The sequence below is a fragment of the Plantactinospora sp. CNZ320 genome (genome assembly GCF_002846275.1).
In genome coordinates this window covers 7,963,506-7,989,562 of sequence record NZ_PJMP01000001.1, presented here as the reverse complement: position 1 = coordinate 7,989,562, position 26,057 = coordinate 7,963,506, and the positions used below count along the sequence as shown (strand labels likewise).

Annotated in this window: 20 protein-coding genes; 9 read left to right on the top strand and 11 right to left on the bottom strand. The window is 72.9% G+C overall.

Annotated elements, in window-relative coordinates; genetic code table 11:
* The first annotated feature begins 362 nt into the window (after positions 1 to 362).
* Positions 363 to 1,325, top strand: coding sequence for a TIGR03557 family F420-dependent LLM class oxidoreductase (locus CLT71_RS35765; protein WP_101370993.1), 963 nt, complete (start codon positions 363 to 365; stop codon positions 1,323 to 1,325).
* Between the two features lie 297 nt (positions 1,326 to 1,622).
* The gene (locus tag CLT71_RS35760) at positions 1,623 to 4,598 is read left to right on the top strand and encodes an AfsR/SARP family transcriptional regulator (protein ID WP_101370992.1); all 2,976 of its coding nucleotides are present in this window, start codon (positions 1,623 to 1,625) and stop codon (positions 4,596 to 4,598) included.
* On the opposite strand, the gene CLT71_RS35755 is transcribed toward CLT71_RS35760, so the two are convergent.
* Positions 4,515 to 6,242: a carboxylesterase/lipase family protein gene (locus CLT71_RS35755; protein ID WP_199187827.1), complete on the bottom strand. Its 1,728-nt coding sequence runs from the start codon at positions 6,240 to 6,242 to the stop codon at positions 4,515 to 4,517. The two genes, CLT71_RS35760 and CLT71_RS35755, sit on opposite strands and share 84 nt — an antisense overlap.
* Positions 6,243 to 6,497: 255 nt before the next feature.
* On the opposite strand from CLT71_RS35755, the gene CLT71_RS35750 reads away from it, so the two are divergent.
* On the top strand, positions 6,498 to 7,475 hold the full coding sequence (locus CLT71_RS35750; RefSeq protein ID WP_101370991.1) for a TetR/AcrR family transcriptional regulator C-terminal domain-containing protein: 978 nt from the start codon (positions 6,498 to 6,500) through the stop codon (positions 7,473 to 7,475).
* A gap of 73 nt (positions 7,476 to 7,548) precedes the next feature.
* On the opposite strand, the gene CLT71_RS35745 is transcribed toward CLT71_RS35750, so the two are convergent.
* The gene (locus CLT71_RS35745) at positions 7,549 to 9,525 is read right to left on the bottom strand and encodes a class III lanthionine synthetase LanKC N-terminal domain-containing protein (protein ID WP_143743769.1); all 1,977 of its coding nucleotides are present in this window, start codon (positions 9,523 to 9,525) and stop codon (positions 7,549 to 7,551) included.
* Positions 9,526 to 9,896: 371 nt separating this feature from the next.
* Between CLT71_RS35745 and CLT71_RS35740 the strand changes: the two genes are divergently transcribed.
* From CLT71_RS35740 to CLT71_RS35730, 3 genes are all read left to right on the top strand, one after another.
* Positions 9,897 to 10,394 carry a hypothetical protein gene (locus tag CLT71_RS35740; protein ID WP_101370989.1) on the top strand — a complete coding sequence of 166 codons (498 nt, stop codon included), beginning with the start codon at positions 9,897 to 9,899 and terminating at the stop codon, positions 10,392 to 10,394.
* A gap of 27 nt (positions 10,395 to 10,421) precedes the next feature.
* Complete coding sequence (locus CLT71_RS35735) at positions 10,422 to 12,674, top strand: sensor histidine kinase (protein WP_486483633.1); 2,253 nt, start codon at positions 10,422 to 10,424, stop codon at positions 12,672 to 12,674.
* Positions 12,675 to 12,755: 81 nt separating this feature from the next.
* Positions 12,756 to 13,427, top strand: coding sequence for a response regulator (locus tag CLT71_RS35730; protein ID WP_486483632.1), 672 nt, complete (start codon positions 12,756 to 12,758; stop codon positions 13,425 to 13,427).
* 16 nt (positions 13,428 to 13,443) lie between these two features.
* Here CLT71_RS35730 and CLT71_RS35725 read toward each other — a convergent pair whose 3' ends face one another.
* The 9 genes from CLT71_RS35725 to CLT71_RS35685 form a co-directional block, all read right to left on the bottom strand.
* Positions 13,444 to 14,277, bottom strand: coding sequence for an endonuclease/exonuclease/phosphatase family protein (locus tag CLT71_RS35725; RefSeq protein WP_101372070.1), 834 nt, complete (start codon positions 14,275 to 14,277; stop codon positions 13,444 to 13,446).
* 139 nt (positions 14,278 to 14,416) lie between these two features.
* Entirely contained in the window at positions 14,417 to 16,051 is a 1,635-nt protein-coding gene (locus tag CLT71_RS35720; protein ID WP_101370987.1) for a phosphatase PAP2 family protein, read from the bottom strand.
* A gap of 62 nt (positions 16,052 to 16,113) precedes the next feature.
* Positions 16,114 to 17,208, bottom strand: coding sequence for a YihY/virulence factor BrkB family protein (locus tag CLT71_RS35715; RefSeq protein ID WP_101370986.1), 1,095 nt, complete (start codon positions 17,206 to 17,208; stop codon positions 16,114 to 16,116).
* Complete coding sequence (locus CLT71_RS35710) at positions 17,205 to 18,143, bottom strand: diacylglycerol/lipid kinase family protein (protein WP_486483757.1); 939 nt, start codon at positions 18,141 to 18,143, stop codon at positions 17,205 to 17,207. The genes CLT71_RS35715 and CLT71_RS35710 overlap by 4 nt, the downstream gene beginning before the upstream one ends.
* Before the next feature lie 293 nt (positions 18,144 to 18,436).
* A complete protein-coding gene (locus CLT71_RS35705; RefSeq protein WP_101370985.1) occupies positions 18,437 to 19,018 on the bottom strand; it encodes a Clp protease N-terminal domain-containing protein in 582 nt (193 codons plus the stop codon).
* Positions 19,018 to 19,254, bottom strand: coding sequence for a helix-turn-helix domain-containing protein (locus CLT71_RS35700; RefSeq protein WP_101370984.1), 237 nt, complete (start codon positions 19,252 to 19,254; stop codon positions 19,018 to 19,020). The genes CLT71_RS35705 and CLT71_RS35700 overlap by 1 nt, the downstream gene beginning before the upstream one ends.
* Positions 19,255 to 19,381: 127 nt before the next feature.
* On the bottom strand, positions 19,382 to 19,708 hold the full coding sequence (locus CLT71_RS35695) for a DUF6204 family protein (RefSeq protein ID WP_199187825.1): 327 nt from the start codon (positions 19,706 to 19,708) through the stop codon (positions 19,382 to 19,384).
* Positions 19,709 to 19,985: 277 nt separating this feature from the next.
* Positions 19,986 to 20,714, bottom strand: coding sequence for an MBL fold metallo-hydrolase (locus CLT71_RS35690; RefSeq protein WP_101370983.1), 729 nt, complete (start codon positions 20,712 to 20,714; stop codon positions 19,986 to 19,988).
* A gap of 115 nt (positions 20,715 to 20,829) precedes the next feature.
* Complete coding sequence (locus tag CLT71_RS35685) at positions 20,830 to 21,447, bottom strand: bifunctional 4-hydroxy-2-oxoglutarate aldolase/2-dehydro-3-deoxy-phosphogluconate aldolase (protein WP_101372067.1); 618 nt, start codon at positions 21,445 to 21,447, stop codon at positions 20,830 to 20,832.
* A gap of 143 nt (positions 21,448 to 21,590) precedes the next feature.
* On the opposite strand from CLT71_RS35685, the gene CLT71_RS35680 reads away from it, so the two are divergent.
* From CLT71_RS35680 to CLT71_RS35670, 3 genes are all read left to right on the top strand, one after another.
* Positions 21,591 to 22,466, top strand: a complete 876-nt coding sequence (locus tag CLT71_RS35680; RefSeq protein ID WP_486483631.1) for a PP2C family protein-serine/threonine phosphatase — start codon at positions 21,591 to 21,593, stop codon at positions 22,464 to 22,466.
* Between the two features lie 147 nt (positions 22,467 to 22,613).
* The gene (locus CLT71_RS35675; RefSeq protein WP_143743767.1) at positions 22,614 to 23,456 is read left to right on the top strand and encodes a universal stress protein; all 843 of its coding nucleotides are present in this window, start codon (positions 22,614 to 22,616) and stop codon (positions 23,454 to 23,456) included.
* 63 nt (positions 23,457 to 23,519) lie between these two features.
* Positions 23,520 to 25,892, top strand: coding sequence for a phosphoketolase family protein (locus CLT71_RS35670; protein WP_101372065.1), 2,373 nt, complete (start codon positions 23,520 to 23,522; stop codon positions 25,890 to 25,892).
* Positions 25,893 to 26,057 lie beyond the last annotated feature (165 nt).

Genomic DNA, 26,057 nt, shown 5'->3' with positions numbered 1-26,057 from the left:
GGGTGACGGTCGTCGCCGCCAGCACGGCACCGAGCCGTCTAGAGATCACCATGGTCGGACACGTTAATACGGCCCCTGACCCGGGGGAAGAACCGAACTCCCGGCGGCGCCCGGGGCGGTGCGGTGAGCGACCGCCACGGACGCCGTCATCCCCACCACAAGGATGATGCACCGGCGATTCTTAACCGGTTAAGGACGAACCTACCTCGACCGGCTACAGATAGTCAAGGACGTCACTGCGCTCTGGCGCCGGCGAAAGCACGGATTCCCGGTACGGGCGAAACGGGTTTACCGGGGACGGCAAGGGTTCACCGGCGCCAGGCCGGGTAGAAAGCCGGGATCGGACGACTGAGGAGGCCGGCATGGTCGGGGTGGGCTACACGCTGATGTGTGAACAGACCGGGCCCAAGGAACTGGTCGACCAGGCGGTCCGGGCCGAGCAGGCGGGCTTCGACTACCTGGTCATCTCCGACCACTACTCCCCCTGGCTCGCCTCCCAGGGCCACTCGCCCTACGCCTGGTCGGTGCTGGGCGCGGTCGCCCACGCCACCTCCCGGATCAGGCTGATGACCTACGTGACCTGCCCGATCCGGCGGTACCACCCGGCGGTGGTGGCGCAGAAGGCCGCGACGATCGGGGTGATGTCCGACGGCCGGTTCACCCTCGGGCTCGGCGCCGGGGAGAACCTCAACGAACACGTGGCGGGCGCCTGGCCGTACGTGCACCAGCGGCACGAGATGCTGGAGGAGGCGTTGCAGATCATCCGGCCACTGCTGGACGGGGAGAACCTCTCCTACTCCGGCAACCACTTCGAGGTGCCCGAGGCGTACCTCTGGGACCGGCCGGCCGGTCGGATCCCGATCGCCGTCGCGGCCTCCGGGCCGCACTCGGTCGAGCTGGTCACCGAGTACGCCGACGCGCTGGTCTGCGACAACCCGGACGCGGCGGTGGTCAGGATGTACGACGAGCGTGGCGGCGCCGGCAAGCCCCGTTACGGGCAGGCGGCGGTCTGCTACGGCCCCGACACCGACGACTGCCGCAAGACGGTGCACGACCAGTGGCGCTGGGCCGCCCTGAACTGGACGGTCAAGGCGGAACTGCCCGGACCGGAGTCCTTCGTCAGCGCCAGCGAGGCGATCCGCCCCGAGGACATCGCGCAACTCGTGCCCTGCGGGCCGGACCTGGACTCGCACGTCGAGGCGTTCCGCAAGTACGTCGACGCCGGCTTCACCGACGTGGCGTACGTGCAGGTGGGTGTCGAGGGTCAACAGATGTTCCTGGACTGGGCCGAGAACGAACTGCTGCCCCGGCTGCGGGAGCTCTGATCGCCGATGCGATTCGGTCGTGTCGAGGTCCGCCCGCTCGGCGGTGGACTGGGCTGCCTGTTGATGATCCTGATCTCGATCATCGGCTCGATCGTGCTGACCGTACTCGTGAACCTGCTCATCTGATCGGTCGGCCGGTGCTCGACCGACCGGCCCGGCTATCGGGGCGTGCCCGGCGTGTCGGGCATTCCTCCCGGGCGGTCGGGTCAGCTGTCCCTGGATCGGTCTCCGGCGGTACACGAGGCTCAGCCCCAGGCAGTCGTACGGCTGTCGCGTGGCTACGCGACGGAGACGAGTATGCGGTTCAGAATCCTGGGTCCCCTGTCCGTCGAGGTCGCCGGTGCTCCACTCCGGATCCGGAGCGCCCGGGTCTCGACCCTGCTCGCGACACTGCTCCTGGAGGCCAACCGGACGGTACCGACCGACCGGCTGATCGAGGCGGTGTGGGGCTGGCACGCGCCGCCCACCGCCCGCGCCCAACTGACGATCGTGGTGTCCCAACTGCGCCGGCTGCTCGACCGGGCCGGCGCGCAGCGGCAGGTGGTGCTCACCGAGACGGCCGGTTACCGGCTCGCCGTGACGACCGACGAACTCGACGCGCTGCTCTTCGAGCGGTACGTCGCCGAGGCGGAACGCGCGGCCTCGACCGGCCGGCCCGCCGAGGCGGTCGCCCGGCTGAGGTCCGCGCTCGACCTGTGGCGCGGAGCCGCGCTGGCCGGGACGCCCGGTCAACTGGTCGGGACGGCGGCCACCCTGCTGACCGAGCGGCGGGCCGCGATCCGGGCCCGCTGCGTCGAACTCGAACTCGCGCTCGGTCGGCACGCCGACCTGGTCACCGAACTGGTCGGGCTGGTCGCCGCGGACCCGTTCAACGAGCGCGTCCGGGAGAACCTGGTGCTCGCGCTCTACCGCTGCGGCCGGGTCACCGAGGCGCTCACCGGCCTGCGGGACTTCCGGCAGCGGCTCGCCGACGAGGTAGGCATCGAGCCTGGGCCGCGCCTGACGGCGCTCCAGCACCGGATCCTCAACCGCGATCCCGCGCTCGACCTCCCGGCCGCGCCACCCGAGCCGCCGCAGCGGGTACCGGCGGCAGCCGTCGCGAGCACCGACCGCGCATCCGCGCCGACGCCGAGCGGTACGCCACCCGTCGCCCCCGCCCAGGCGGCGCCCGTTGCCGCGCACACCAGTCAGGCGAGTGTTGCCGCGCACACCGGTGCGGGGGCCGGGCCGGAAGGCCGGTTGGCGATCGCGGTCGACTTGGGTGGCGTCGACTCGAACCGGCCCGGACGGCGCCCGGGTGGGCCACCGGCCCGCCGTCGGGTCGCCGGACGACCGGCTCGCCGGCCGGGTGGGCTGCCCAGCCGACGCCCCGGCGGGCAGCCGGGCGGCCCGGCCCGCCGTCGACCCAGCGGCCGGGAGGGTACGACCGAACAGCCCAGCGGAGGCGTCGGGGAGACCCCGTGGCAACTACCACCCGTGGTCGCCGACTTCGTCGGGCGGGAAGCCGAACTGGCAGTGGTCCGCCGCACCCTCGACAGTGCAACCGCACGCACCGGACCGGCCGTGGTGGTCGTCTCGGGCCTGCCCGGGATCGGCAAGACGGCACTGGCGGTCCGGGCCGGCTGGGACGTCGGCCCCGGTCACCCGGACGGCTGCCTGTACGCCGAACTCGTCGACGACCAGGGCGCGCCGGTGGACCCGTACGAGGTGCTCGGCGGGTTCCTGTGCGCGCTCGGCGTACCCGAGGCGTCGGTTCCGGCCGGGCGTACCGAGCGGCGGGACCTCTACCGGTCGATGGTGGCGCGCCGCCGGATCCTGGTCCTGCTCGACGGTGCCGTCGACGAGGGGCAGGTACGCCCACTGCTGCCCACCGGCCCGGCCTCGGCGACACTGGTGACCGCCCGGTCCCCGCTGGCCGGACTGGATGGCGCCCACCGGGTCACCCTCGACGTGCTGCCGGTCGAGCCGGCGGTCCGGTTGCTCGCCGGAATGCTGCCGGAACGGGTGGCCGGCGACCTGCCTGCCGTACACCGGATGGTGCAGCTCTGCGACCGGCTTCCGCTGGCGATCCGGGTCAGCGGAAATCGGCTCGCGGTCCGGGCGGACCTGTCGTTGGCCCAGGCCGTCGACCGGCTCGCCGAGCACCGGCTCGACGCGCTCACCGACGGCGACCGGGACGTGCGGCGCGAGCTGACCGGGGCGTACCAACGGCTGGCGGCACAACCGGCGACACTGCTGCGCAGGCTCGGGGTACTGCCGGTGGCCGAGTTCCCGGGCTGGCTCGCCGTCCCGCTGCTGGACGCCGACCCGAGCAGCGCCGAGCGGGCGCTGGCCGCCCTGACCGACGCCGGTCTGGTGCGACAGGTGCCGGACCGCCGCACCGGGCTGCCCCGCTACCGGATGCCGGAACTCGTCCGGCTGTACGCGGCGGAACGGGTCGGCGTCGACGATCCACCGCCGACCCGGGCGACGGCGCACCGCCGGGCGTACTGGTGGCTGCTGGACCTGGCGTTGCGCGCCGACCGGCAGCTGCCCGAGCAGGTCTTCCCGGCCGGCGAGATCGGCCTGCCACCCGGGTTCGGGCCGGGCGACGAACTCCTGCGCGCCGTCGACGCCGACCCGCTCGGCTGGCTCGGCGCCGAACGGCACCTGGTGATCGGCGCCGCCGAGCGGGCCGCCAGCCTCGGCGACACCGAACTGGCCTGGCGGCTGGCGGTGGCACCGACCAACTTCCTGCACCAGCGGGGCCTGACCGAGCTGTGGCAGCGGGCGATCGAGCACGGGCGCGCCGCCCTGCGGGGCCGCCGGGGTGCCGATCGCGGCCAGGCGCTGGTGTCGCTCGGCAACGCCCTGCTGCTGCTCTCCCGGGCCGAGTCCGCTGCGGCCTGGACGGCGGCACGGGCCGCCCGGCGGCTCTTCGAGGAGCTGGGCGATCCGGACCGGGCGGCGGCGTGCACGGCCGTCGGGTGGCTGGCCGAGCAGCGTCCCGGTCCGACGGCGGCCCCGGCCGGCCTCGGCGTCCGGCGCGGCGCCGACGAGCCGACCGCGCCGCGCCGGACGGGAACGCTGCGCGGAGTGATCCGACGGATCGGGGTCGCGCCCCGGGCCACCCCGATCCGCTGCCCCGCCGACCAGCCGGAGCCGCCGCCACGCCGGGCGGTCGGCGGCGCTCCGGCACCGCGCCGCTCGTCAGTCCAGCGACCGCCAGAAGTCGTAGCGGTGTTCCCCGGCCAGGTCCGCCCGCCGGATCCCGCCCTGTCCCGGCGCGAGTGACTGGACGTACCTGGACCGGTCGTCGTACGGCGCCCAGCCGGGGCTGCCCGGACCGTTCGGGTTGCCGGTGTGCGCGAAGCGGGTCCAGTACCTGACGATCTGCTCGGCGAGCCGCCGTTGGCCGGCGTCCAGCGGCTGCGCGTACCCGACGTCGAACAGGTACGGCAGCTCGGCCAGGTGGTAGGCACCGGTCGGGAAGCTCGGCGCGGGTTCCGCCGCGAACCACGGGGCGTACGGGTCGGCGAACTCGTAGACGTAGCTGGGCACGTACCCGGCGAAGCTGGCGGCGGCGTCGAGCGTCGGGCGGACGTACTCGTGATCCGTCATCACCGCGGCCAGCGCCTCGCTGGCGGAGCCGTAGTCGCCGCGCGGGTAGCGGGCCCCCACGGCCGTCGCCTTCGCCCCGAAGCTGGCGGTGAGCTGTTCCTGGTACTGCCGCTCGGTGAGCGGGCACCGGCCGGTGCCCGGCCCGTTCGGGCAGTTCGCGCCGACGCGCTCCATGCCCCACACCTGGGCGCGGTACTCGTCGGAGGTCACTCCGGTCAGCACCGGTACCCGGTGGAACCGGCCGGTGGCCAGCGCCCGGGCCGGGTCGACCGGCAACACGGACCCGCCGGCGGACGGGCCGGCGTCGAACCCGAGCCCCGGGTAGCCGGCCCTGGCCAGCAGTTCCGCCGGGCTCCGCCCACGCAGGCAGTCGACGACCCCGGCCGGATCGTCGGCACAGCCGAGTTCGCCCGCCAGCGCGACACCCTGCCGCTCGGCCTGCTGGCGGCCGGGCAGCGGGCTGGTGCAGGAGTTGCTCTGGATGATCACCTTGGCGAAGAGGCCGGCGGAGGCGGGTGCGGCCAGGTGGGTGCAGACGCTTGTCGCACCGGCCGACTGGCCGAAGAGCGTGACGTTGCCCGGGTCACCGCCGAAGGCCGCCGCGTTGTTCCGCACCCAGCGCAGCGCCGCCTGCTGGTCCTCCAACCCGAAGTTGCCCGAGGTCGGCTGCCCCGGCCCCCGGTCCAGCGCCGGATGGGTCAGGAATCCGAACGGGCCGAGCCGGTAGTTCAGGGTGACGACGACCTGGCCCGGCACCGCCAGCGACCGGCCGCCGTAGGTGTCACCCTGGCCGAACAGGAAGTGCCCGCCGTGCAGCCAGACCAGCACCGGCAGCTTCGCCCCCGGCCGGTGGGTTGGGGTGGTCACGTTCAGGTACAGGCAGTCCTCGGATTCGCTGGGCCGGTCCATCGGCAGGCCCGGCAGTTGGGCACAGGCAGCACCCGGCCGGGTCGCGTCCCGTACCCCCGTCCAGGGTTGGGCCGGTTGCGGCGACGTCCAGCGGCGCTGGCCGGTCGGCGGTGCCGCGTAGGGGATGCCGGCGAACGTGCGGCGGTCGGCCGCGACACCACCCCGGACGGCTCCGGCCGTCGTCCGTACCACCGCGGCGTCCGGCCCGACCCCGGCCCGGTCGGCGGATTCGGCGGCGGCACCGGCCAGGCCGACGCTGCCGGCACCGACAGCGACGCCAGCGACGGCGATGGTGCCGACAGCGACCGCGAGCGCGACCGTCGTCGCGACGCCTCGGAGACGGGTACGGCGTACCGCGCCGACGGGCCCGGTTCGGTGGGCGAGGATCGCCCGGATGGTGGCTCGCACGTGCTCCTCCTGGAGGTCGTCGACCGATCGGGTGTACGAGGTACGCAGCGCTTGCGTACGTCGTACACCCGCTTCGTGCAGATCGTTGACAGCCAGGTGATGCGACGTCAAAGTCCGAAGTGAGCAGCACTAGTGCGCTAACCGGGGCGCACCGGGGCCGAGCAGGGAGAGTGCTGCGGACACGGCCGGTTCACTATGCTCGGATCCAGCCAGGTGCCCTAGTGCGGTGCGCCGCCGCGTCGACCGGAGGTGAGCGTGCCCCGCCCCGACCCGCCGTACCTGCGAATCGTCGCCGCGCTCCGCACCCGGATCCACTCCGCCGAGCTCCGTCCGGGCGACCGGGTCCCGTCCACCCGGGAGATCATGCGGGAGTGGGGCGTGGCGATGGCGACCGCCACCCGGGTGCTGAGCACGCTCGGCGAGGAGGGCCTGGTGACGGCGGTGCCCGGTCGGGGCACGGTGGTCGCCGGGATCTCCCGAACCACGCCAGCCGGCGGTCGCCGGGTTCCGGCGGGTCGGCAGCCGTCCGTCGCCGGGCAGCGCCGCCGGACGCCCGGTCGTTCCGAACCGGAGCTGAGCGAGCGGCAGATCGTGCGTACGGCGATCGACATCGCCGACACCGAAGGGCTGCCGTCGACCACGATGCGACGGGTGGCGACAGAGCTGGGGGTGGCCACCATGTCGCTCTACCGGCACGTACGCGGCAAGGACCACCTCGTACTGCTGATGGCCGACGCCGCGTTCGGCGAGGAGCGCCTGCCCGACTCTCCCCCGCCGGGATGGCGGGCCCAGCTCGAACTCGTCTGCCGGCTCCAGTGGTCGATCTACCGGCGCCACCCCTGGCTGGCCCAGGTCGTCTCGCTGACCCGCCCCCTGCTGGCCCCGAACGCGATGGCGCACACCGAGTGGACGATGCGGGCGGTCGGCGAGCGTGGCCTCGACCTCGACACGATGCTGCACGTGGCGGCGACGAGCGCGAACTACGTACGCGGCACGGCGGTGAACCTGGAACGCGAGGCCGAGGCCGAACAGGACACCGGAATCACCGGCGACCAGTGGATGCGGGCCCGGCGGGCCGACGTCGCGGCGCTCTTCGCGGCCGGCTCGTTTCCGCTGCTCGCCAGGATCGCCACCCGGCCCGACATCGACCTGAACCTCGACGGCCTCTTCGAGTTCGGCCTCCAGCGCCTACTCGACGGGCTCGCGCCACTGTTCGGAAACCCGGACCGTTGACCGGGTCGACCGCTGCCAGTTCGCCGAAGTGCGCCGGAGCCGGATCGCCGGGACTGCGCGGATACCGGCCGGGTTACGGCGAAGCCTCGACGCAGAGCGCCACCACCTCGTCCAGCCCGATCCGGTCGACAGGATCCGCGCGCAGCAGACCGGTGACGATCCGGCGCAGCGGGGGCGGCACCGCAGGCCCGCCGAAGGACGGCTCCAGCAGCGCCGCCACCCACTCCTCGAGCCCCCGAACGGGCAGCCCCGACACGTCGAGACCGGCCGGGGAGACCCGGTCGGCCAGCCACAGTGCCAGCACGCCGAGGCTGAACAGGTCCGCCGTCGGGTCCGGCGTCGCGCCCCGCCACTGCTCGGGGGCGACGAACCCGGCCGCGCCGGAGAGCCGCAGGTCCAGGTAGGACCAGTCGTCCGGCCCGCCGGTGCGCAACGCGGCCAGTTCCAGGTCGACCAGCCGGAGTTCCCCGTCCGGCAGCAGCAGGACGTTCTCCGGCGCCAGGTCCCGGAGTACCACGCCGACCGGGTGCACCGCGCCGAGCAGCCGGGCCAGCCGGCCGAGCAGATGTCGCCAGCCGGGCAGGTGTTGCTGCCAGCCGGGCTGGTGTTGCCTGCCGGGGCGGTCCGGATCGGTCGCCGGCAGGTTCGGCAGGTCGGCGGAGAGTGGTCGCCCCGGGAGCAGTTCCTCGACGAGGAACCTGTGGTCGCCCTGCACGAACTCGCGCAGTGGCCGGGGCGTCACGCCGAGCAGAAGCAGGTGCCGCAACACCCGCGCCTCGTGTCCGAGCAGGTCCCGGACGTCCCGGTCGTACGCGTCGGCCCCGACGTACGGCCGGGCCTCCTTGATCAGGACCTCGACGCCGGTACGCAGGTCCCGGGCCCGGTAGACGCCACCCTTGTTCGCCTGCCGGAGTGCGCCGGTGACCGCGTACCTGCCCCCGATCAGGACCGCAGCCGGTCCGGTCGGGTCGACAGGCCCCCACGTCCCTGTCGACCCGACCGCCCCCGTTGACCCGGCCGCCCCCGCCGGCCTGACCGGGTCCCCCGACCCGGCAGGTCCTCCCGACCGCGCGGCTGCACCGAACCGCGCGGACTCCCCCAGCCGCGCGGCTCCCGCCGACCACGCCGGTCCCCCCGACCCGGCCGGGCCCTCCGACTCGGTCGATCCCCCCGACCGAGCAGGTACCACTGGCCCGACCGGGCCCCCCGGTCCGCCCCCCACGGACCCGGCCGTCCCCGCCGGACCGGTGACCGGACCGGCGGCGGACGTCCCCAGGAGCTGCATCGACGCCACCGACCAACCGGGTCCGTTCGGCCCGACGGAACGGGTTGGCCGCAGCGGTGTCCCCGGCACCGCCGAAGCCGCCCGCCCCGGGGCCGGATCGAACGGCGGTTCCGCCCAGGCCGGTGGCCGGAAGACCGGCTCGCAGCGGTCCTCCACCAGGTTGCCCTCCGGATCGACCAGGTAGCGCCGGTACCGGCCCTCGTCGTCGGGTACCCCGACCCCGCCGAAGGAGCCGTACCGGTAGTGCACCACCCCACCCCACTGGTACGGCCGGTCGGAGAGGACGGCCGGCCCCACGTAGCCGGCGGTCGCCTCGTCGAGACGTCTCGCCAGTTCCCGGAAGAGTTCGTCGGTCGCGGGGTGCACGGTGAGGAACTTTCCGGCCCGGGCCCTCGGTGCCCGGGGACCGTTGAGTTCGGCGAGTCCCGCCGCGGTGGCGACGAAACTGAACCCGGTACCGGTCTCGACCAGCACCGGAGCGCACGCCGCGAGCACCAGCGCCGCGTTCGCGGGCGTCGCCGAGACGTGCAGTTTCCAGCCCTGCGATCGGTTGACCGGCAGCGCCGGGGCGACCACCGTCCGCCCTGCCCACTGCCGCACGGTCCAGCCGGCGAGGCTGATCCGCTCCAGCAGCCCGACGACCAGGTCGGCCGGCTCAGGCTGCCCGGACCACGCCGGTTGGCGGGCGGGAGTCGAGGTCCGCCCGCGCGGCGGCGCGGCGAGACCGGTACTCCGGCTCGCGGTTGCCGACGACTCGGGCGTCATAGGTCTCCCCGGTTTGGCGATTGGTGAAGTGCCGGCCGTGGTGAGTGGCGGCTGGCACCGCCGACGAGAGTGCCGGTCGGGCGCATCGAGCCGGCATCGATCCGCCATCGAGTACCGCCGGCCGGGTCCGGTTCGGCCGCCGGGGTCGGCCATCCGGTGACAGATCCGGTCGGGTACCGGACCGTACGGAGACAGGCCGGATTTTCCCGAGTGGACTGGGACACCGGTCCCAGGCCCGCGGGACCTCCGACGGGACATGATGCACAGCCGACGGACCGTTCCGCGCCCCGTTGAACAGCGGGCCTAGGCTGCGGACAAACCGTCGCCACCAGCGCCGAGAACCGTCGAGATTGGATTACGAGGGGAGTGCCATGACCGCTAAGCCGATTCGCCCGGTTCAGCCGATCGAGATCGAACCGATCGTCATCGCCAGCGACAACAGCTTCGCGCACGCCTACGGCAGCGTCGCGGAGATGCTGAGCGAGAAGGACATCGGCGCCAAGGCCCAGGGCGGCCTTGAGTTCTTCGACAAGGCGGGCCGTCGGCTCGCGCCGGTACTCAGCCACGCCTGGGAGCTGGAGGGGCTGGTACCGACGCTGGAGGATCCCGACCCGGAGCTGGTCCAGGGCCGGCTACAGGCCGTCGTCCAGCACGTCGGCGACTACATCCGCCGGCACCCGGAGACCGTCGCCGACTCCGGGCTGACCGTGGACGAGGCGATCGCCGCACTGCCACAGCTCGGCGGCGGCACGCTCGCCGAGGATGCGGCGCACTTCCCGGGCGGCGACTCGCCCTCCGGTGGCGTCAGGCTGATGACGCAGGGTGGGTGGTTCCACAACTCCCTGCACGCGGCCGGCTGGACACACTGAGCACTTGATCGGACAGGGGTCGAAGGGGTGACGTCCACCGAGGACACCGGGCGGTGGCCCGCACGTCGGGTCGCCGTGCTGGTCGGGGCAGCCGTTGTCGTCGCGCTCGCGGTGATCGGGCAAGTGATCAACATTGGTGACACGACGGTCCAACTGACCGGAGAGACCGCGGTGATCGCGCTCGCATTCACCGCCATGGGCGCGTTGGTCCTGGTAGGCATACCCGGACATCTCGTGGGCCGGCTCATGCTCGCCGCCGGGGGGGCGGCGAGCATGGCCACGCTCGCGGAAAGCTGGGGAAACATCCTGCCCGCCGCCTGGCTGAGCCAGTGGGCCTGGTGGCCGCCGTACGGGCTGATCTTCCTTTCCCTGCTGGTCTTCCCGGACGGCCGCCTGCCGTCCCGGCGGTGGCGACCGGTCGCGGTGCTGATGGTCGTCGGCATCACCGTCGCCTCGCTCGCCTACGCGATGGCCGCCCTGGACGACCCCTACAGCCTGATCAGCGTCGCGGAGGCGGCGCCAACCCAGCGAGCCCGCACGCTCGTGCTGGTCGGACTGCTCGGCATCGGGGTCACCGTGCTCGGCCTGCTGGCGACACTGGTCGCGCTGGTGTTGCGCTGGCGACGGGCCGACGGTGAGACCCGGGCGCAGTTGGCCTGCCTGCTGGCAAGCGCGATCCTGCTGCTGCTCGGCCTCGTGCTGGAGACCATCGACCTGCCCGGAGCATGGGTGATCATGGTGGTCGCACTTCCGGTCGGGATGGCCGTCGCGGTGCTGCGCTACCGGCTGTACGGGCTGGACCAGGTCATCAACCGGACCATCGTCTGGCTGGTGATGAGCCTGCTGGTGATCGCCGCCTTCGTCGGGTTGATCACCCTGCTGCGCGACCTGCTGATGGCGGGGAGCACCTCGAACGCCTCGCTGGTCGCCACCGGGCTGATCGCGGTCGCCTTCGAGCCGGCCCGGGGCCGGGTGCAGCGGGGGGTCAACCGGTTGCTCTACGGCGACCGGGACGACCCGTACCAGGTGATGGCCCGGCTCGGCGAGCTGCTCGGCCGTACCGTCGAGCCCGGCGCGGTGCTGCCACTGCTCACCGACACCATCGCGCGGTCACTGCGGGTGCCGCACGTAGCGGTCGAGGTGGAGGGGCGGGAGGGGCCGCGGGTCCTCGCCGCGCACGGCACCGCCAACACCCCGATCGAGGCGTTCGACATGGTGACCCGGGGGGAACATGTCGGGCGGCTGCTCGTGGCGAACCGCAGCGCGGCGAGCCGGTTCACCCCGACAGAGCGGCGGCTGCTGGGCGACCTGGCGCTGCACGCCGCGGTGGCGGCCGACGCCGTCCGACTCATCCACGACCTTCAGGAGTCCCGGGAGCGGTTGATCACCGCCCGGGAGGAGGAGCGCCGGCGGCTCCGCCGCGACCTGCACGACGGGCTGGGCCCGACGCTTGCCGGAATGGCGATGCAGGTCCGAGCGGCGCACAAGCTCGTCGCCGGGCAGCCCCGCACCAGTCGGATCCTCGACGCGCTCACCGCCGACCTGCAGACCTGCACCGCCGAGGTACGCCAGCTCGTCGACCAGCTCCGGCCACCGGCGCTGGACCGTGGGCTCGCCGCCGCGCTGCGCAACGAGTGCGCCCGGTTCGACAGCCCGACCCTCTCGGTGCGGTTGCGGGTCGACGGGAACCTCCAGGGGCTGCCGGCGGCGATCGAGGTGGCCGCGTACCGGATCGTCGCGGAGGCGCTGAACAACGTGACCCGACACTCGCAGGCCGACACCTGCTGGGTCAACGTGCGCCGGGACCGGGCGCTGACGGTGGAGATCGTGGACGACGGGGTGGGGCTCGGGCCACGCCGGCCCGGTGGTGTCGGCCTCGACTCGATGCGGGAACGGGCCACCGAACTCGGCGGAGAGTTCGACATCACCCCGACCAGTCCACATGGTACGTCCATCCGGGTGTGTCTGCCGTTCCAGCCGACTTTGCCCGACCAGGCGACGGGTACGGCGACGCAGGACGGCCCAACCCCTCTCGGACGAGTGGCCACCGAAGCACCGGCCGGACCTCCCGCCACCACCGGCCGTACGGGCGGCGACGCCGGACCCGACAGCGGTGCCGGTAGCCCGGACGGCTGCTGGGGAGTCGCTCACCGCTCCGTCGATACCGCCCCGGAGTCGGAGGTGCCGCAACCGCGGAGCGCGGCGGCACAGCCCGCCGGCGCCGCACCGCCGGCCGCCAACAGCCAGAGTCCGGACAGCGACGCGGGACGGCCGGGCTAGACCGCTACGCTGAACCCGCGATGCGCAGCCCGGCTCCGCGGTGGCCTTTCTGCCGGCCGATGGCAGCGCACAGGACGCGATGTGCGGGCAGAGGCGGCGACGAGCATGGTGCACGGTGGACGGATCCTCATCGTCGACGACCACCCGGTGGTGCGCCGAGGGCTGCGCACCATGCTCGAGGGCGAGTCGTGGGTGAGCGAGGTGTTCGAGGCGGCAACCACCGCCGAGGCGATCAGCACCGCGGTCACCGAGCGGGTCGAGGTGATCGCGATGGACGTGTCGCTGCCGGACGGTGACGGCGTCGACGCCACCGCCCGGATCGTCCAGTCCCGTCCGGAGACCAAGGTGCTGATGCTGACGATGGCCAACGACGAGGAGATCGTGGCCCGGGCGCTGCGGGCGGGCGCCCGGGGCTACGTACTCAAGGACACGGATCCGGACGCCGTCATCGACGCGCTGCGTACGGTCGCTCAGGGTGGCGTCGTGCTGGGCCCCGGGATCGGACCGTCGGTACTCACCACGCTCAACCGGGGGCCGGTCGAGCTGCCGGCGCCGTTCAACCAGCTCACCTCAAGGGAACGGGACATCCTCGGTCGGCTGGCCTTCGGCGACACCAACGCGAAGATCGCCCGACACTTCGGGCTCAGCGAGAAGACGGTACGCAACCAGCTCTCCGCGATCTTCGCGAAGCTGGGCGTCGCGGACCGGGTCCAGGCCGCTCTGCTCGCCCGCGACGTCGGGCTCGGCACCTGAGCCGCCCCGGTGGTGCTCAACCCGACCGCAGGTCGAACTCGACGACCACCGGGTAGTGGTCCGAGGCGGATTCCGCCGCCCCACCGGTGACCACCCGCGGATGGTGGGCCAGCCGGGCGAGCGGCGGCGTGCCGAGCAGGTAGTCGAGTCGCATCGCGGTGAACTCCGCTCCGCCGCCCGCGCTGGTCGGTACGGTCCGCGGCGGCTCCGCCCGGTCCGGCGGCGTGTCGGTGCCCGGCGAGCGGAACAGGTCCACGAAACCCGCCCGGTACAGCGCACCAACCGCCCGGCTGTCCACGGTCACCCCGTCCGGCATCAGGTGCCGCCCCCGGTACTCCGGCGACAGCCGGCCGATCCGCTCGTCGTGCCGGTCGAGCGGGTCGAGGGTGTTCAGGTCACCCATCAGCAGGACCAGCCGCTCCGGTAACTGCCTCCGGTCCGGGCCGCCCCGCCCGGCCGCGCCGACCAGCCAACCTGCCTCGCGCAGCCGGCGCCGCCCGGAGTACGGATTCAGATGGGTGCCGAGCACGGTCAGCGGCCCCCGGTCGGTCGCCAGCACGACCCGCTGTGCGCCGTGGTGGAACGGCCGGCGGACCGGCGCCACCGCGACCACCTCGACCGGCGGGCGGACCAGGATCGCCACCGGTTGCCCGAACCATCCTCCGGCCAGGTACGCCCGCATGCCGAGCCGCCGCGTCAGCGTGTCGAGCCGGTCGCGATCCCGCCGCAGCCCTCGGAGTTCCTGCAGGGCCAGCACGTCCGGGCGTTGCTCGGCGACGACCTGGAGCACCCGGTCGAGCCGGCCGGGGTCGGCGCCGTCGCGCCCACCGTTCTTGATGTTGTAGGTCATCGCCCGCACCCCGGCCCCCCACCCCGCGCTCGTCCGGCCCCGCCCGCCGCCGGCCCGCCCGGCCCGCCGCACCCGACTCCCGATCGCTGCCGGTTCACTCGGGCCCGCAGCACCCGGCTCCCGGTCGCCCGCCGCCGGTTCAGTCCGGCCTGGTCGCCCGGGCGAGTTCGTCGTCAAGGCTCGACAACTCCGCTGGTCTGCCTGATGCGCCCTGCACCGTCCGCACCCCGTCGGTCGGCCGGCTCGACCCGGTATCCGACTCGGCTGGTTCGCCACCCGAACCCGACTCGCCGTCCGGCCTCGGCTCGCCATCCGAACCCGGCTCGATGCCGGCACCGTCGCCGCCCTGCGGCCGGCCGTCCCCGGAGAGTTCCGCGTTGGGGCGCACCACCAGCCAGAGCAGGCCGATCCAGAGTGCGGTGAGCAGCGTCGCCCCGGCGAAGTCACTCGGATGGTGCATCCCCCGGTACATCCGGGAGGTCGCCACCGCCAGCGGCATCACGACCGCGGCCAGTACGGTCAGCCAACGCCACCACCTGTCGGTGCGCGGCATCACCAGCAGGGCGATCGCCACCCACAGACACATGGTGGCCGCGATGTGACCGGACGGGAAGGACGCGGTCGGCAGGTGACCGTCCAGGTGCTCGACCGGAGGGCGGGGCCGGTCCACCGCCCGGGCGGTCGCCAGGAAGAGGGTCAACTCGCCGAACATCGTCAACGCGAGGAAGAGCACCGGCCGCCACCGCCGCCAGAAGGCGAGCGCCAACGGGCAGAAGATCAGCGAGACAAGCAGGATCGAGTGGGTGTCGCCGGCCTTGCTCGCCAGGTAACTGAGGTCGTTGAGGAAATCGGTCCGGTGCGCGGCGAACCATTCCGGCACCTCCCGGTCGAGGGTCTCGACGAAGCTGCCCTTCAGGTTGTAGCTGACCAGCATGCCGAAGCCGTACAGCGCGCCGAAGACGAGCACCCAGCCGGTGAGTACCTCTGCGACGGCCGCCCGGGGATGCGGCAGCACGTGGTCCTCGGCCGGTGCGGGGGTGAGCTCCCGACCCGCCTCCGGCTCCAGCCCCTCGGCCAGCGGCCGGACCGGGCGACCCCGCTCACGGCGCCACAGCCGGAAGGCGTACGCGGTGACGCCCAGCCAGGCGAGGCCGAGCAGCCAGCCGGCGAGGACGTCGGAGAGGTAGTGCACGCCGAGCGCGATCCGGGTCACCCCGACCGCGAGTACCACCGCGACGACGACCCCGACAGCCACCCGGCGCCACCGGGGTCGCATCGCCGGCAGGAACACCAACAGCAGAGCGCCGTAGGCGACCATCGAGCCCAGGGCGTGACCGCTCGGGAAGCTGTTGCCCGGCGCCGAGGCGACCGGGATGTCGACGACCGGGCGGAGCCGGCCCACGAGTTCCTTCACTGCGGGGTCGAGCACCAGTGCGCCGAGACCGGTGACGATCAGATAGACCGCGAGCCGGCCCTGCCGACGGATCAACAGGCCCACCACGGCGATGGTGACCAGCCAGATCATGATCGGTCGGCCGCCCAGCGAGGTGATCGCCCGGAGCACGGTGACCAGGCCGTCGTTGGCCGAGACCAGTTCGTTGAACCAGGCCGCCATGCCATGGTCGGCCCGGTGCAGCGGCTCCCAGTGGAACCGGACCAGCAGCAACAGCACCCCGAAACCGACGCCGGTACCGGCGACCAGGGCGAACCCGGCCAGGCTACGTTCGGCGAAGTGTCCGAGAGGTCGCCGCAAGTGTTCGCTGACTGTCGCCACGCCAGAACTCCCTTCGCGGTTCTGGCGTGCCCGGTACCCGCGCGGCGGGCACCGTACACCCGTCAGCCGTCGCGCGGCTCCGGCCCGGATCCGACGGCGTCGGCCACCCGCCCCTCGCTGACCCGTGGTTCGGGTACGAGCCGGCCGAGCCGTTCCGCCGGATCGACACCCGTCACCTCCGCCAGCCCCGGGTCGGTCCGGTCCGGCTCCCAGCGGTCCGGCTCGGCCGGCTCGTGCTCGCCGATCCGCATCGCCTCCAACTGGGCGGCGAAGGCGAGCCCACCGAAGAGCGCTATGCCGGTCAGGTTGGCCCAGAGCAGCAGCGCCATCATCCCGGTCAGCGCGCCGTAGGTGGCGCCGAAGGCGTCGCTGTAGGACACGTAGCCGGCGAGCAGGATGCTGGCCAGCCACCACAGCGCGATGCTGAACCCGGCACCAAAGAGCAGCCAGGACAGGCCCGGCTGCCGGCGGCGCGGCGCGTGCCGGAAGAGCACCGCGACGGCGAGGACGGTCAGCCCGAGGCTCACCGGCCAGCGCAACACGTTCCAGGCGAGGCTGGCCGACGGCCCCCACCAGTCGTAGTGCCGCTGCATCGAGCGGCCCAGTTCACCGCCGCCGACCAGGAGGAGGAAGCCGGCCAGCGCGGGTGCCCCGGCGGTGAGCGCCAGTACGGCGGCCCGGAGGTACTTCCACAGTGCCGGCCGGTCCCGCTCCACCCCGTAGATCCGGTTCGCCCCGCGCTCCACCTGGGCCATCGTGGTGGTCAACGCGACCAGCCCGGTGAGCAGACCGAGAGCCAGGGCCAGCTCGCCGGCGTCCTCCGTCTGCTCCGAGTCGACGAGCAGTTCCTTGACCACCTCGTCGCTGGCGCCGGGCGTCAGCGCGATCACGGTGTCGGCGACCACCAGACCGCCCGAGTCGACCCCGAGGTCGCTGATCAGACCGGCCAGCGCGATCAGGAACGGCACCACGGCGAGGCACAGTTGCAGGGCCAGGGCCCGGGAGTGGCTGAACGCGTCGCCGTAGCGAAACCGGATGAAGGCATCCCGGACCAGATGCCAGCCACCGTGCCGGCGCAGGGTGTGCCAGGCGTCGTCGGCCGAGAGTTCGTCGTCGGCCATACAGCGGGTCTCGGGGACCAGCCGGGTACTGCTCACTGCGCCTCCTCCACCCGCCGCTCTCCGCGCTCGGCGACCGCGTCGGCGTCCACCGCCAGGTCGGGCTCGGTCGCCGGCCTCGGCACGCAGAGCCAGAGCGCCTCGGGGCGTACCGACACCTTCAGCGCGCGGCCGGCGGGGATGACGTCCCCGTCCAACTCGCGCGGTTGGGCCCGGTTGCTGGTGATGGTGACCTGCCGGGCGCGCCACACCTCCATCCCGGGGATCCGGCGGCGGCGCCGCAGCACCGCCCAGCCGAGCGAGAGCCAGTGGCTGATCGTCCGGGGCGTGAGCACCGCGACGTCCAGGTAGCCGTCGTCCGGCTCGGCGTCGGCGAGCAGTCGTACCCCGCCCTGCAACCGCCCGACGTTGGCCACCAGGACCGTCTTGGCCCGGCGCCGTCGGGGCGGCTGGTCGTCGATCTGGATCGACACCCGCATCGGCCGGTCCCGCAGGTGCCGCAGCGCTCCCACCACGTACGCCGGCCAGCCGACCCGGGCCTTGGTGGTCTCCGAGGTGGCCTCGAGCATCTTCGCGTCGAAGCCCATCCCGGCCATCACCGTGAAGTACTGGTCTCCGCAGGCGCCGACGTCGATGCGTCGCCGGCCCTGCTCGATCGCCACCTCCAGCCCGGCGGCCAGGTCGTTCGAGAGCCCGAGGTTGGCGGCGAGCAGGTTGCCGGTGCCCGACGGCAGGATGGCCATCGCCACCTCGGTACCGACCAGGGCGCCGACGCAGGACATCACGGTGCCGTCGCCACCGCAGACGAAGACCACCTCGGCGCCGGCCTCGATCGCCTTCCGGGCCTGCCCCTCGCCCGGGTCGTCCACCGTGGTGGTGTACCAGGCCGGTTCCGGCCAGCCTGCGGCGGACAGCGTGTCCGTGACGGTATGGCGCAGCCCGTCCAGGTCATCCTGCTTCACCGGGTTGACCACCACCGCCGACCTCGGACCGCCGGCACCGCCGGCCGGGGATTCCTCCGGTACGTCGTCCGTGCTCTGCTCATGCGCCTTCACGGCGTCAGTGTGCAGCAGCTTGGCCCCGGCAGCGAGCCGGACGCACGTGACCAATCGCGCATGCCGGACGGGTTTGCCGGCTGACCCGCGCCGACCGCCGTGCTGACCGGCGGGTGATCCGCCGTTCGCGCCCGAGGAACAGATCACCGCCCGGCCGGCGACCTGAGCCCCGGGCCGCCAGATCCGGCCCGGCCGGATCTGGCCGGCGCCGGTCAGGCGGCCCTGGGGAGGGAGTCGAGGGTACGGCGGCGCAGCTCGGCGAGATCCAGTCCGGCCTCGGTCAGCACCTGCGCGGCCAACCCGTTGCCCTCGCGGAGCAGTCCGAGCAGGATGTGCTCGGCGCCGATCTCCCGGTGCCGGAGCCGGACAGCCTCGCGCAGGGCCAGCTCCAGCACCTTCTTGGCCCGGCTGGAGAAGCGGCTGGACAGCTCCCACCCGCCGAAGAGGCCGCGCCGCGTCGACCGGGCCGGTGGCGGTGCCAGCGCACCCTCGCCGAACGACTCCTCCAGTTTCGAGCGCACCGCCGCCAGGTCGATGCCGATCGAGCGGAGCGCCTCCTCTTCGCGCTCGCCGAGCTCGTCGGTGCCCCGGCCGATCTTCCGGTCGATCGCCTCGGTCACCCGGGCGGCGTCCACGCCTGCCTTGTTGAGCAGCCCGGCGACGGAACTCTTCTCCGGGTCGAGCAGGGCGAGCAACAGGTGCTCGGTCCCGACGTTGCGGTGCCCCAGCCGCTCGCGGGCCGCCACGGCCCCCCGAACCACGTCCCGGGCCTGCACCGTGAACCGCTCGAACATCATGTGCCTCCCTGGGTACGCGCCGACGCCCGGCCGGCGTGCTTCTTGTGTACTCCCTGCCTGCTGACCTCGAGCGCGTCGGCGATCTCCTGCCAGGACCAGCCCTGGCGCCGGGCGTTGTCGACCTGGACGACCTCCAGGCGTTCCAACAGCCGGCGCAGGGCCACCACCGCACGCAGCCCGATCCGTGGATCGGTGCTGCCGGCCGCCGCCGCCAGATCCGTTGCCTGACTCATGCTGTCAACTTAAGTTGACAGCATGCCATTTGTCAACCCCAGTTGACGCAGCCGTTCGCGGCTGGCGTTTGGCTGCCGGGACGGTGTGGCAGTACTCCGGGCGGTCGGAGGTTGCCGGTGGCCAGCGTTACCGGCGGCGGATCTTGATGTCGTCGAGATCGGTCACGACCGAGGTGAGGTCGCGGTGGTCGGCACCGAGTTCCCGGACGGCCGCCGCAGCGAGCGCTTCCGCCCTGCCGACCACGACCGGCTCCCTCTCCTCCCCGGTGGCCGGGACCAGGCAGCGGAAGGTGAACCCGACCAGGGAGCGTTCGTAGGTCACGGTCCCTTCCTCGGTGAACCTCGCCCGGAACACGTCGTGTTCGTCGGCCTTGGCGAGCAACGCGGCCCGCTGGTCGTCGTCGAGCGGCGCGAACCTGCCGCGCACGATGACCTGGTACGTCTTCTGGCCCACTGCTGGAGGCCTCCGGATCCGTTGGATGTCACGACATCGGCAAGGCGGCGCACTACCTCGGGGTGGCCCCGGCAGCTGGTACGCCGGAAGGGCAGCGCGCACCGTAGCCATGCCGCCGATCGACAGGTACGGCGGCGACCCTACCGGGAGGAATCAGAAACCCACGGCGATTTTCCACAGCGGTCGACCTGCCAGCACGCGCCTCCTCCAGCGGACGGAAACAGCGCTGGCGTCGACGTCGCGTGCACTGTCGACGAGGGCATCACATCGACAATAGTCAGTTGCTTGGGTCGGCCCGATGGTCGTGCACCGCGGCCTTGAGCGCAGCCGAGGCGTTCTCGGTGACGGGCTCGCCATGCCCGAAGCACGCGACCTCGACGTCGAGTTCCGCCTGGCGGGCGAAGGAGACGGCGGCCTGCGCGGGGTCGACGTTGAACACGCCAAGAATGACCTTGCCGTCCGGCATCCGCGCGATCGTGTCGCCGGTGAACAACACCCGCGGCTCCGGGAGGTGGAAGGAGACGCTGCCGGGGGTGTGACCGGGTACCGCGACGGCCACCGCGGTCGTACCACCACCGAGGTTGATCGTGTCGCCGTCGTCGAGTTCGTGATCCACCCGTACGGGGTCGGGCGGCGCGGTGGGCATCTGGGTGTGTACCTGTGCGTGCAGGACCTGCTCCCAGTCCGTGAGCTTCGGCGGCAGGTTGGTCGCCACCCCTCGGATCACCGGCGCGTCGACCCGGTGGGCGTACACGGCGACGTCCCCCCAGGTGGCGACCTCCGCCGCCGAGCCGACGTGGTCCTCGTGGGAGTGCGTCAACAACAGCCGCCGCAGGTCGGATCGGCGATGACCGAGCCCTTCGATCGCCTCGGCGATCAGCGGTGCCGAGCCGGGAACACTCGTGTCGACGAGCGTGAGATCGCCTGGACCCGCCACCCACAGATAGGCATGGCCGACGGGAAACTCGAGCATGTACAGCCGGGGAAGCAACTTGGTGACCTTCATGCCGGGGAGGTTAGGCAGCCGCCACTAGGGCTACCAGAGCCTTACGCCCTCGGCGGATCCGCTGCCAGCGAACAGAACCCACCACACGCCACCCGGACGGCTCAGGTCGGGCCGTTCAGGAGACGGCGGCGCGGAACGCCGTGGCCCGCAGCCGCAGCGCGGCCAGGTCACCACCCTCGGGCGCCGTGCCGAGCAGGGACTCCGAGGCGGCCACCGCGACGGCACCCGCCGACAGGTATTCCGGAGCCGTCTCGACGTCCACCCCGCCGAACGGCACGAACGGCACGTCCGGAAACGGCTCCCGGAGCGCCCGGAGATAGGCCGGGCCACCTAGCGACGCGGGAAAGAGCTTCACCGCCGCCGCCCCGGCCAGACCGGCCGCGACCACCTCGGTCGGGGTCAGCGCACCGACCAGGGCGGGCAGCCCGAGCCGGACCGCCTCGGCGACCGCCGGCACCAGCCCCGGCGTCACCACGAACGACGCGCCGGCCTGCTCGGCCTGCACCACGTCGGCCTCGGTGAGCACCGTACCGGCGCCCAGTGGCGCGTCCGGACCCAACGCCGCCCGGGCCCGGACGAGTACCCCGACCTCGTCCCGGGAGGTCAGCGACACCTCGACAAGTGCGACGCCCGCCTCGGCCAGCGCGAGTACGCTGGCCAGCGCCGCATCCGGGTCGTCGCCCCGTACGACGGCGAGCAGCCGGTGCCGGCGCAGCACGTCGGGCAGGTTCACCGCACCATCCTCGCAGTCGAGCCCGCACCCGCGCGGCACAACGGGACCAGGCCCAGCCAGCGTGGAACCGGCAGCGGTGGAGATTGCCCGGGGATTCGCACATCCGCCCGGGCCGCCTGGCAAATGCTGCTAACCTCCCGGCCATGCACCGAAGCCCCGTGACGGGTCCGGACCGGATGCCCGCCGAGGGCGACGTCACCCGCAGCTATCCGCTCGCCGGCCACCGGCTCGACGCCGCCGGAGGCAGCCGGGTGGGTCAGCGGTACTCGGCGAACTTCGACGTACTGCACGTCGACCCGGCGCTGCCGTTCCTGGCGGTCGCCGACGGGATGGGCGACGGCCGGGGCAGCACCGTCGCCGGCAGCACCACCATGGAGACGCTCGTCGCCGAGGTACGCGCCACCGCGCCCCAGATCGGCCCCGGTCAGCTGCGCGCCGCGATGGCCCGGGCACAGTCCCGGGTCCGGGCGGCAGGTGCCGAGCTGAACGAGCTGACCGGCTGCACCTTCACCGGCCTGGTGGTCGTCCCGCCGGCCGGCGCAGCGGTCGACACCGGTCCGATCCCGTCCGGTCGCCAGGCCGCCGAGGCGTCGAACCCGGCCAGGGTGGCCGAGCTGTCCGGCTGGATCGTGCAGATCGGCGACTCCCGCGCGTACCGGCTGCGCGACGGGCTGCTCGAACTGCTCACCGTCGACCACACGGCCGCCTGGCTCGGTGCCGTCTACGGCTGGTACCCGGCGGACTCCCCGGCCGCGGCTGCCGCCCGCTACCAGTTGACCCGTTACGTGGGCCACCCGGCCATGCCCGAGCCGGATCTGCTCAACGTCGCGTTACGGCCCGGGGACGTCTACTGCCTCTGCACCGACGGGGTCGCCGAACAGCTCGACTACCAGCGGCTGGCCAGCCGGCTCGGCGCGACCGGCAGTCTCGTCGAGACGGTCCGGGGAATACTCGCCGACACCCTGGTCGCGGGTGGCCGGGACAACGCCACGGTTGCCGTGCTGCGGGTCGAGCACTGACAGCGCGCATCCCGGCCACCACCGGCCGGCCGTCCGGCGGCCGTACTGGCCGAATCCGCCGACGGCGGCCGTACCGCCCCGATACGCTCGGCTGGTGCGACGGATACGCCAGGTAGCCGGCGATGGGCCAGGAGCCGAGGGGCGACGGTGAACGCCCCACCGGAGGCGATGGTCGTGGTCGGGGTCGACGACTCCCGGCTGGGCATGACGGCGGTCCGGCTGGCGGCCCGTGAGGCGGTCCTGCACTCCCGCCCGCTGCGCATCGTGCACACCTTCAACTGGGTCGCGAACCCGTCGGAGCCGATGCCGGAGGAGCCCCGCCGTCCCGCCGAGGAACTGCTGCAACGGGCGGGTGCCGTCGCGATCGAGGCCCAGCGGGGCGTCGAGGTCACCTGCGCGCTCATCGAGGGACCGGTGATCACCACCCTGCTCCGGGAGTCGGGTTCCGCCGCGCTGCTGGTGATCGGCGACGGTGGGCTGTCGGCGGGTTCCGACGTGCCGACCCCGCCCGACGCCACCGCCGTGCAGCTCGCGGCCCGGGCCGGGTGCAGCGTGCTCGTCGCCCGGGAACAGCTCCCGCTGAGCGGGCCGGTACTGGTCGGGGTCGACGGCTCGGCCAGCTCGCTGAGCGCCCTCGACTACGCCTTCGACACCGCCGTGCGGCACTGCACCGACCTGGTCGTGGTCCAGGTCTGCGACCCGGACGGCACGGGCGGCGCCCCGTCCGAGGTCGTCGAGCAGCTCGCCGAGGCGGTCGCGCCGTGGCAGCGGAAGTACCCCTCGGTGCGGGTGGAACAGCGGGTCCGGACCGGTGACCCGGAGTCGGCGCTGGCCCAGGAGACCCGGCGGGCCGAACTGGTGGTGGTGAGCGCCCGTGGTGACGAGCCGTGGCGCGGCATGCTCGGCTCGGTCAGCCAGGCGATGCTCTACCACTCGGCCTCGCCGGTGGTCGTGGTGCGCAGCGCGCACGGCGTCTACATCCAGGAGTGACCGAAGCCTGTCGAGATCGCCGTTCCGGTGACGGACCGGGCCGGCTCGGGGCAGGCTCGGGTGATGAAGACCGCGCTGGACCCGCAGCCTCGGCTCACCGACCAGGAACTGGGCCGGATCGACGCGTACTGGCGGGCGGCCAACTATCTCAGCGCCGGGCAGATCTATCTGTTGGCGAACCCGCTGCTGCGCGAGCCGCTGCGGCCGGAGCACGTCAAGCCGCGCCTGCTGGGGCACTGGGGCACGGACCCGGGGCTTAACCTGGTCTACGTACACCTGAATCGCCTGATCGTGGCCCGCGACCTGAACGTGATGATGGTGACCGGCCCGGGGCACGGCGCTCCGGCGATCATCGCGAACACCTGGCTGGAGGGGACCTTCTCCGAGCTGTACCCGTCGGTGAGCCGGGACGAGGCCGGGATGGTCCGGCTGTTCCGGCAGTTCTCCTTCCCGGGCGGGATCCCGAGCCATGTCGCGGCCGAGGTGCCGGGGTCGATCCACGAGGGCGGCGAGCTGGGCTACTCGCTCGCGCACGCCTACGGTGCCGCGTTCGACAACCCCGACCTGCTGGTGGCCTGCGTGGTCGGCGACGGCGAGGCGGAGACCGGTCCGCTGGCCGGGAGCTGGCTCTCCACGATGTTCCTCGATCCGGCCCGGGACGGTGCGGTGCTGCCGATCCTGCACCTCAACGGCTACAAGATCGCCAACCCGACCGTGCTGGCCCGGATGCCCCAGCAGGACCTGCTGGACATGTTGGGTGGCTACGGCTACCGGCCGTACGTGGTGGCCGGGGACGAGCCGGCCCGGGTGCACCGGGAGCTGGCGGCCTGCCTGGACCGGGCGCTTGACGAGATCACCGAGATCCAGCGGCAGGCCCGTGCCGGCGGGCCGATGCGCCGGCCCCGCTGGCCGATGCTTGTGCTGCGGACCCCGAAGGGCTGGACCGGGCCGGGCGAGGTGGACGGCGAGCAGATCGCCGGGACGTTCCGGTCGCACCAGGTCCCGCTGTCAGGGGTACGCGACAATCCCGACCACCTGGCCCAGTTGGAGGGCTGGCTGCGGTCGTACCGGCCGGAGGAGCTCTTCGACGCGACCGGCGCGCCACGCCCGGCGCTGGCCGAGCTGGCTCCACGCGGCGACCGGCGGATGAGCGCGAACCCGCACACCAACGGCGGCGCCCTGCTGCGCGACCTGGTCCTGCCCGACTTCCGCAGGTACGCCGTCGGGGTGGACCGGCCGGGCAGCCCGGCCACCGGCGCCACAGGCGTGCTCGGCGGCTGGCTCCGGGACGTGATCGCGGCGAACCCGGACCGGTTCCGCCTCTTCGGCCCGGACGAGGTGGAGTCGAACGGGCTGACCCCGGTCTTCGAGGTCACCGACCGGACGTTCCTGGGCACGATCGAGCCCGGAGACGACCACCTCTCCCCCGGCGGCCGGGTGATGGAGGTGCTCTCCGAACACCTCTGCCAGGGCTGGCTGGAGGCGTACCTGCTGACCGGCCGGCACGGGATCTTCACCAGCTACGAGGCGTTCATCCACATCGTCGACTCGATGCTCAACCAGCACGCCAAGTGGCTCAAGGTCACCCGGGACATCCCGTGGCGCCGCCCGATCGCGTCGCTCAACTACCTGCTCTCCAGCCACGTCTGGCGGCAGGACCACAACGGCTTCTCCCACCAGGATCCGGGCTTCATCGACCACGTCACCAACAAGAAGGCCGAGATCGTCCGGGTCTACCTGCCACCGGACGCCAACACGCTGCTCTGCACCATGGACCACTGCCTGCGCAGCCGGCACTACGTCAACGTGGTGATCACCGGCAAGCAGGCCGCCCCGAACTGGCTGCCGATGAAGCAGGCGGAACTGCACTGCCGGCGTGGGCTCGGGGTCTGGGGGTGGGCCAGCACCGACGCCGGGGCCGAGCCGGACGTGGTGCTCGGATGTGCCGGCGACGTACCGACGCTGGAGACGCTGGCCGCCGCCGACCTGCTCCGCCGGCACCTGCCCGAGCTGAGGGTACGGGTGGTGAACGTCGTGGACCTGATGCGGCTGCAACCCGCGACAGTGCACCCGCACGGGCTGGCCGACCCACAGTTCGACGCCCTCTTCACCCGGGACCGGCCGGTGATCTTCGCCTACCACGGCTATCCCTGGTTGATCCACCGGCTCACCTACCGCCGGGCGAACCACGCCAACCTGCACGTCCGGGGTTACCAGGAGGAGGGCACCACCACCACTCCGTTCGACATGGTGATGCTCAACGACCTCGACCGGTTCCACCTGGTCATGGACGTGATCGACCGGGTGCCCGGGCTGGCCGTGCGGGCCGCCGACCTCCGGCAGGAGATGGTCGACGCCCGGCAGGAGTGCCGCGACCACACCCGACGGTACGGCGAGGACCACCCGATGGTCGCGCAGTGGCAGTGGCCCGGCTGAACCGGAACGCGAGACGGGCTGAACCGGAATGCGAGACGGGTTGAGCGGGAACGCGAGACGGGCCGGCCACGGACCACCGGCTGCTGGAGCGGAGCCGGGCGGCCGACCGTCGCCGCAGCGGGCAGGTCCCGCCGTCGGCGCAGTCGTGGCCGCCCGGCCCAGCTC

What these genes read in the sequence shown, in the direction of transcription:
- CLT71_RS35765 (WP_101370993.1), top strand. Translation starts at nt 363, where the DNA reads ATGGTCGGGGTGGGCTACACGCTGATGTGTGAACAGACCGGGCCCAAG.
- CLT71_RS35760 (WP_101370992.1), top strand. Translation starts at nt 1,623, where the DNA reads ATGCGGTTCAGAATCCTGGGTCCCCTGTCCGTCGAGGTCGCCGGTGCT.
- CLT71_RS35745 (WP_143743769.1), bottom strand. Translation starts at nt 9,525, where the DNA reads ATGACGCCCGAGTCGTCGGCAACCGCGAGCCGGAGTACCGGTCTCGCC.
- CLT71_RS35740 (WP_101370989.1), top strand. Translation starts at nt 9,897, where the DNA reads ATGACCGCTAAGCCGATTCGCCCGGTTCAGCCGATCGAGATCGAACCG.
- CLT71_RS35725 (WP_101372070.1), bottom strand. Translation starts at nt 14,277, where the DNA reads ATGACCTACAACATCAAGAACGGTGGGCGCGACGGCGCCGACCCCGGC.
- CLT71_RS35705 (WP_101370985.1), bottom strand. Translation starts at nt 19,018, where the DNA reads ATGTTCGAGCGGTTCACGGTGCAGGCCCGGGACGTGGTTCGGGGGGCC.
- CLT71_RS35700 (WP_101370984.1), bottom strand. Translation starts at nt 19,254, where the DNA reads ATGAGTCAGGCAACGGATCTGGCGGCGGCGGCCGGCAGCACCGATCCA.
- CLT71_RS35690 (WP_101370983.1), bottom strand. Translation starts at nt 20,714, where the DNA reads ATGAAGGTCACCAAGTTGCTTCCCCGGCTGTACATGCTCGAGTTTCCC.
- CLT71_RS35680 (WP_486483631.1), top strand. Translation starts at nt 21,591, where the DNA reads ATGCACCGAAGCCCCGTGACGGGTCCGGACCGGATGCCCGCCGAGGGC.
- CLT71_RS35670 (WP_101372065.1), top strand. Translation starts at nt 23,520, where the DNA reads ATGAAGACCGCGCTGGACCCGCAGCCTCGGCTCACCGACCAGGAACTG.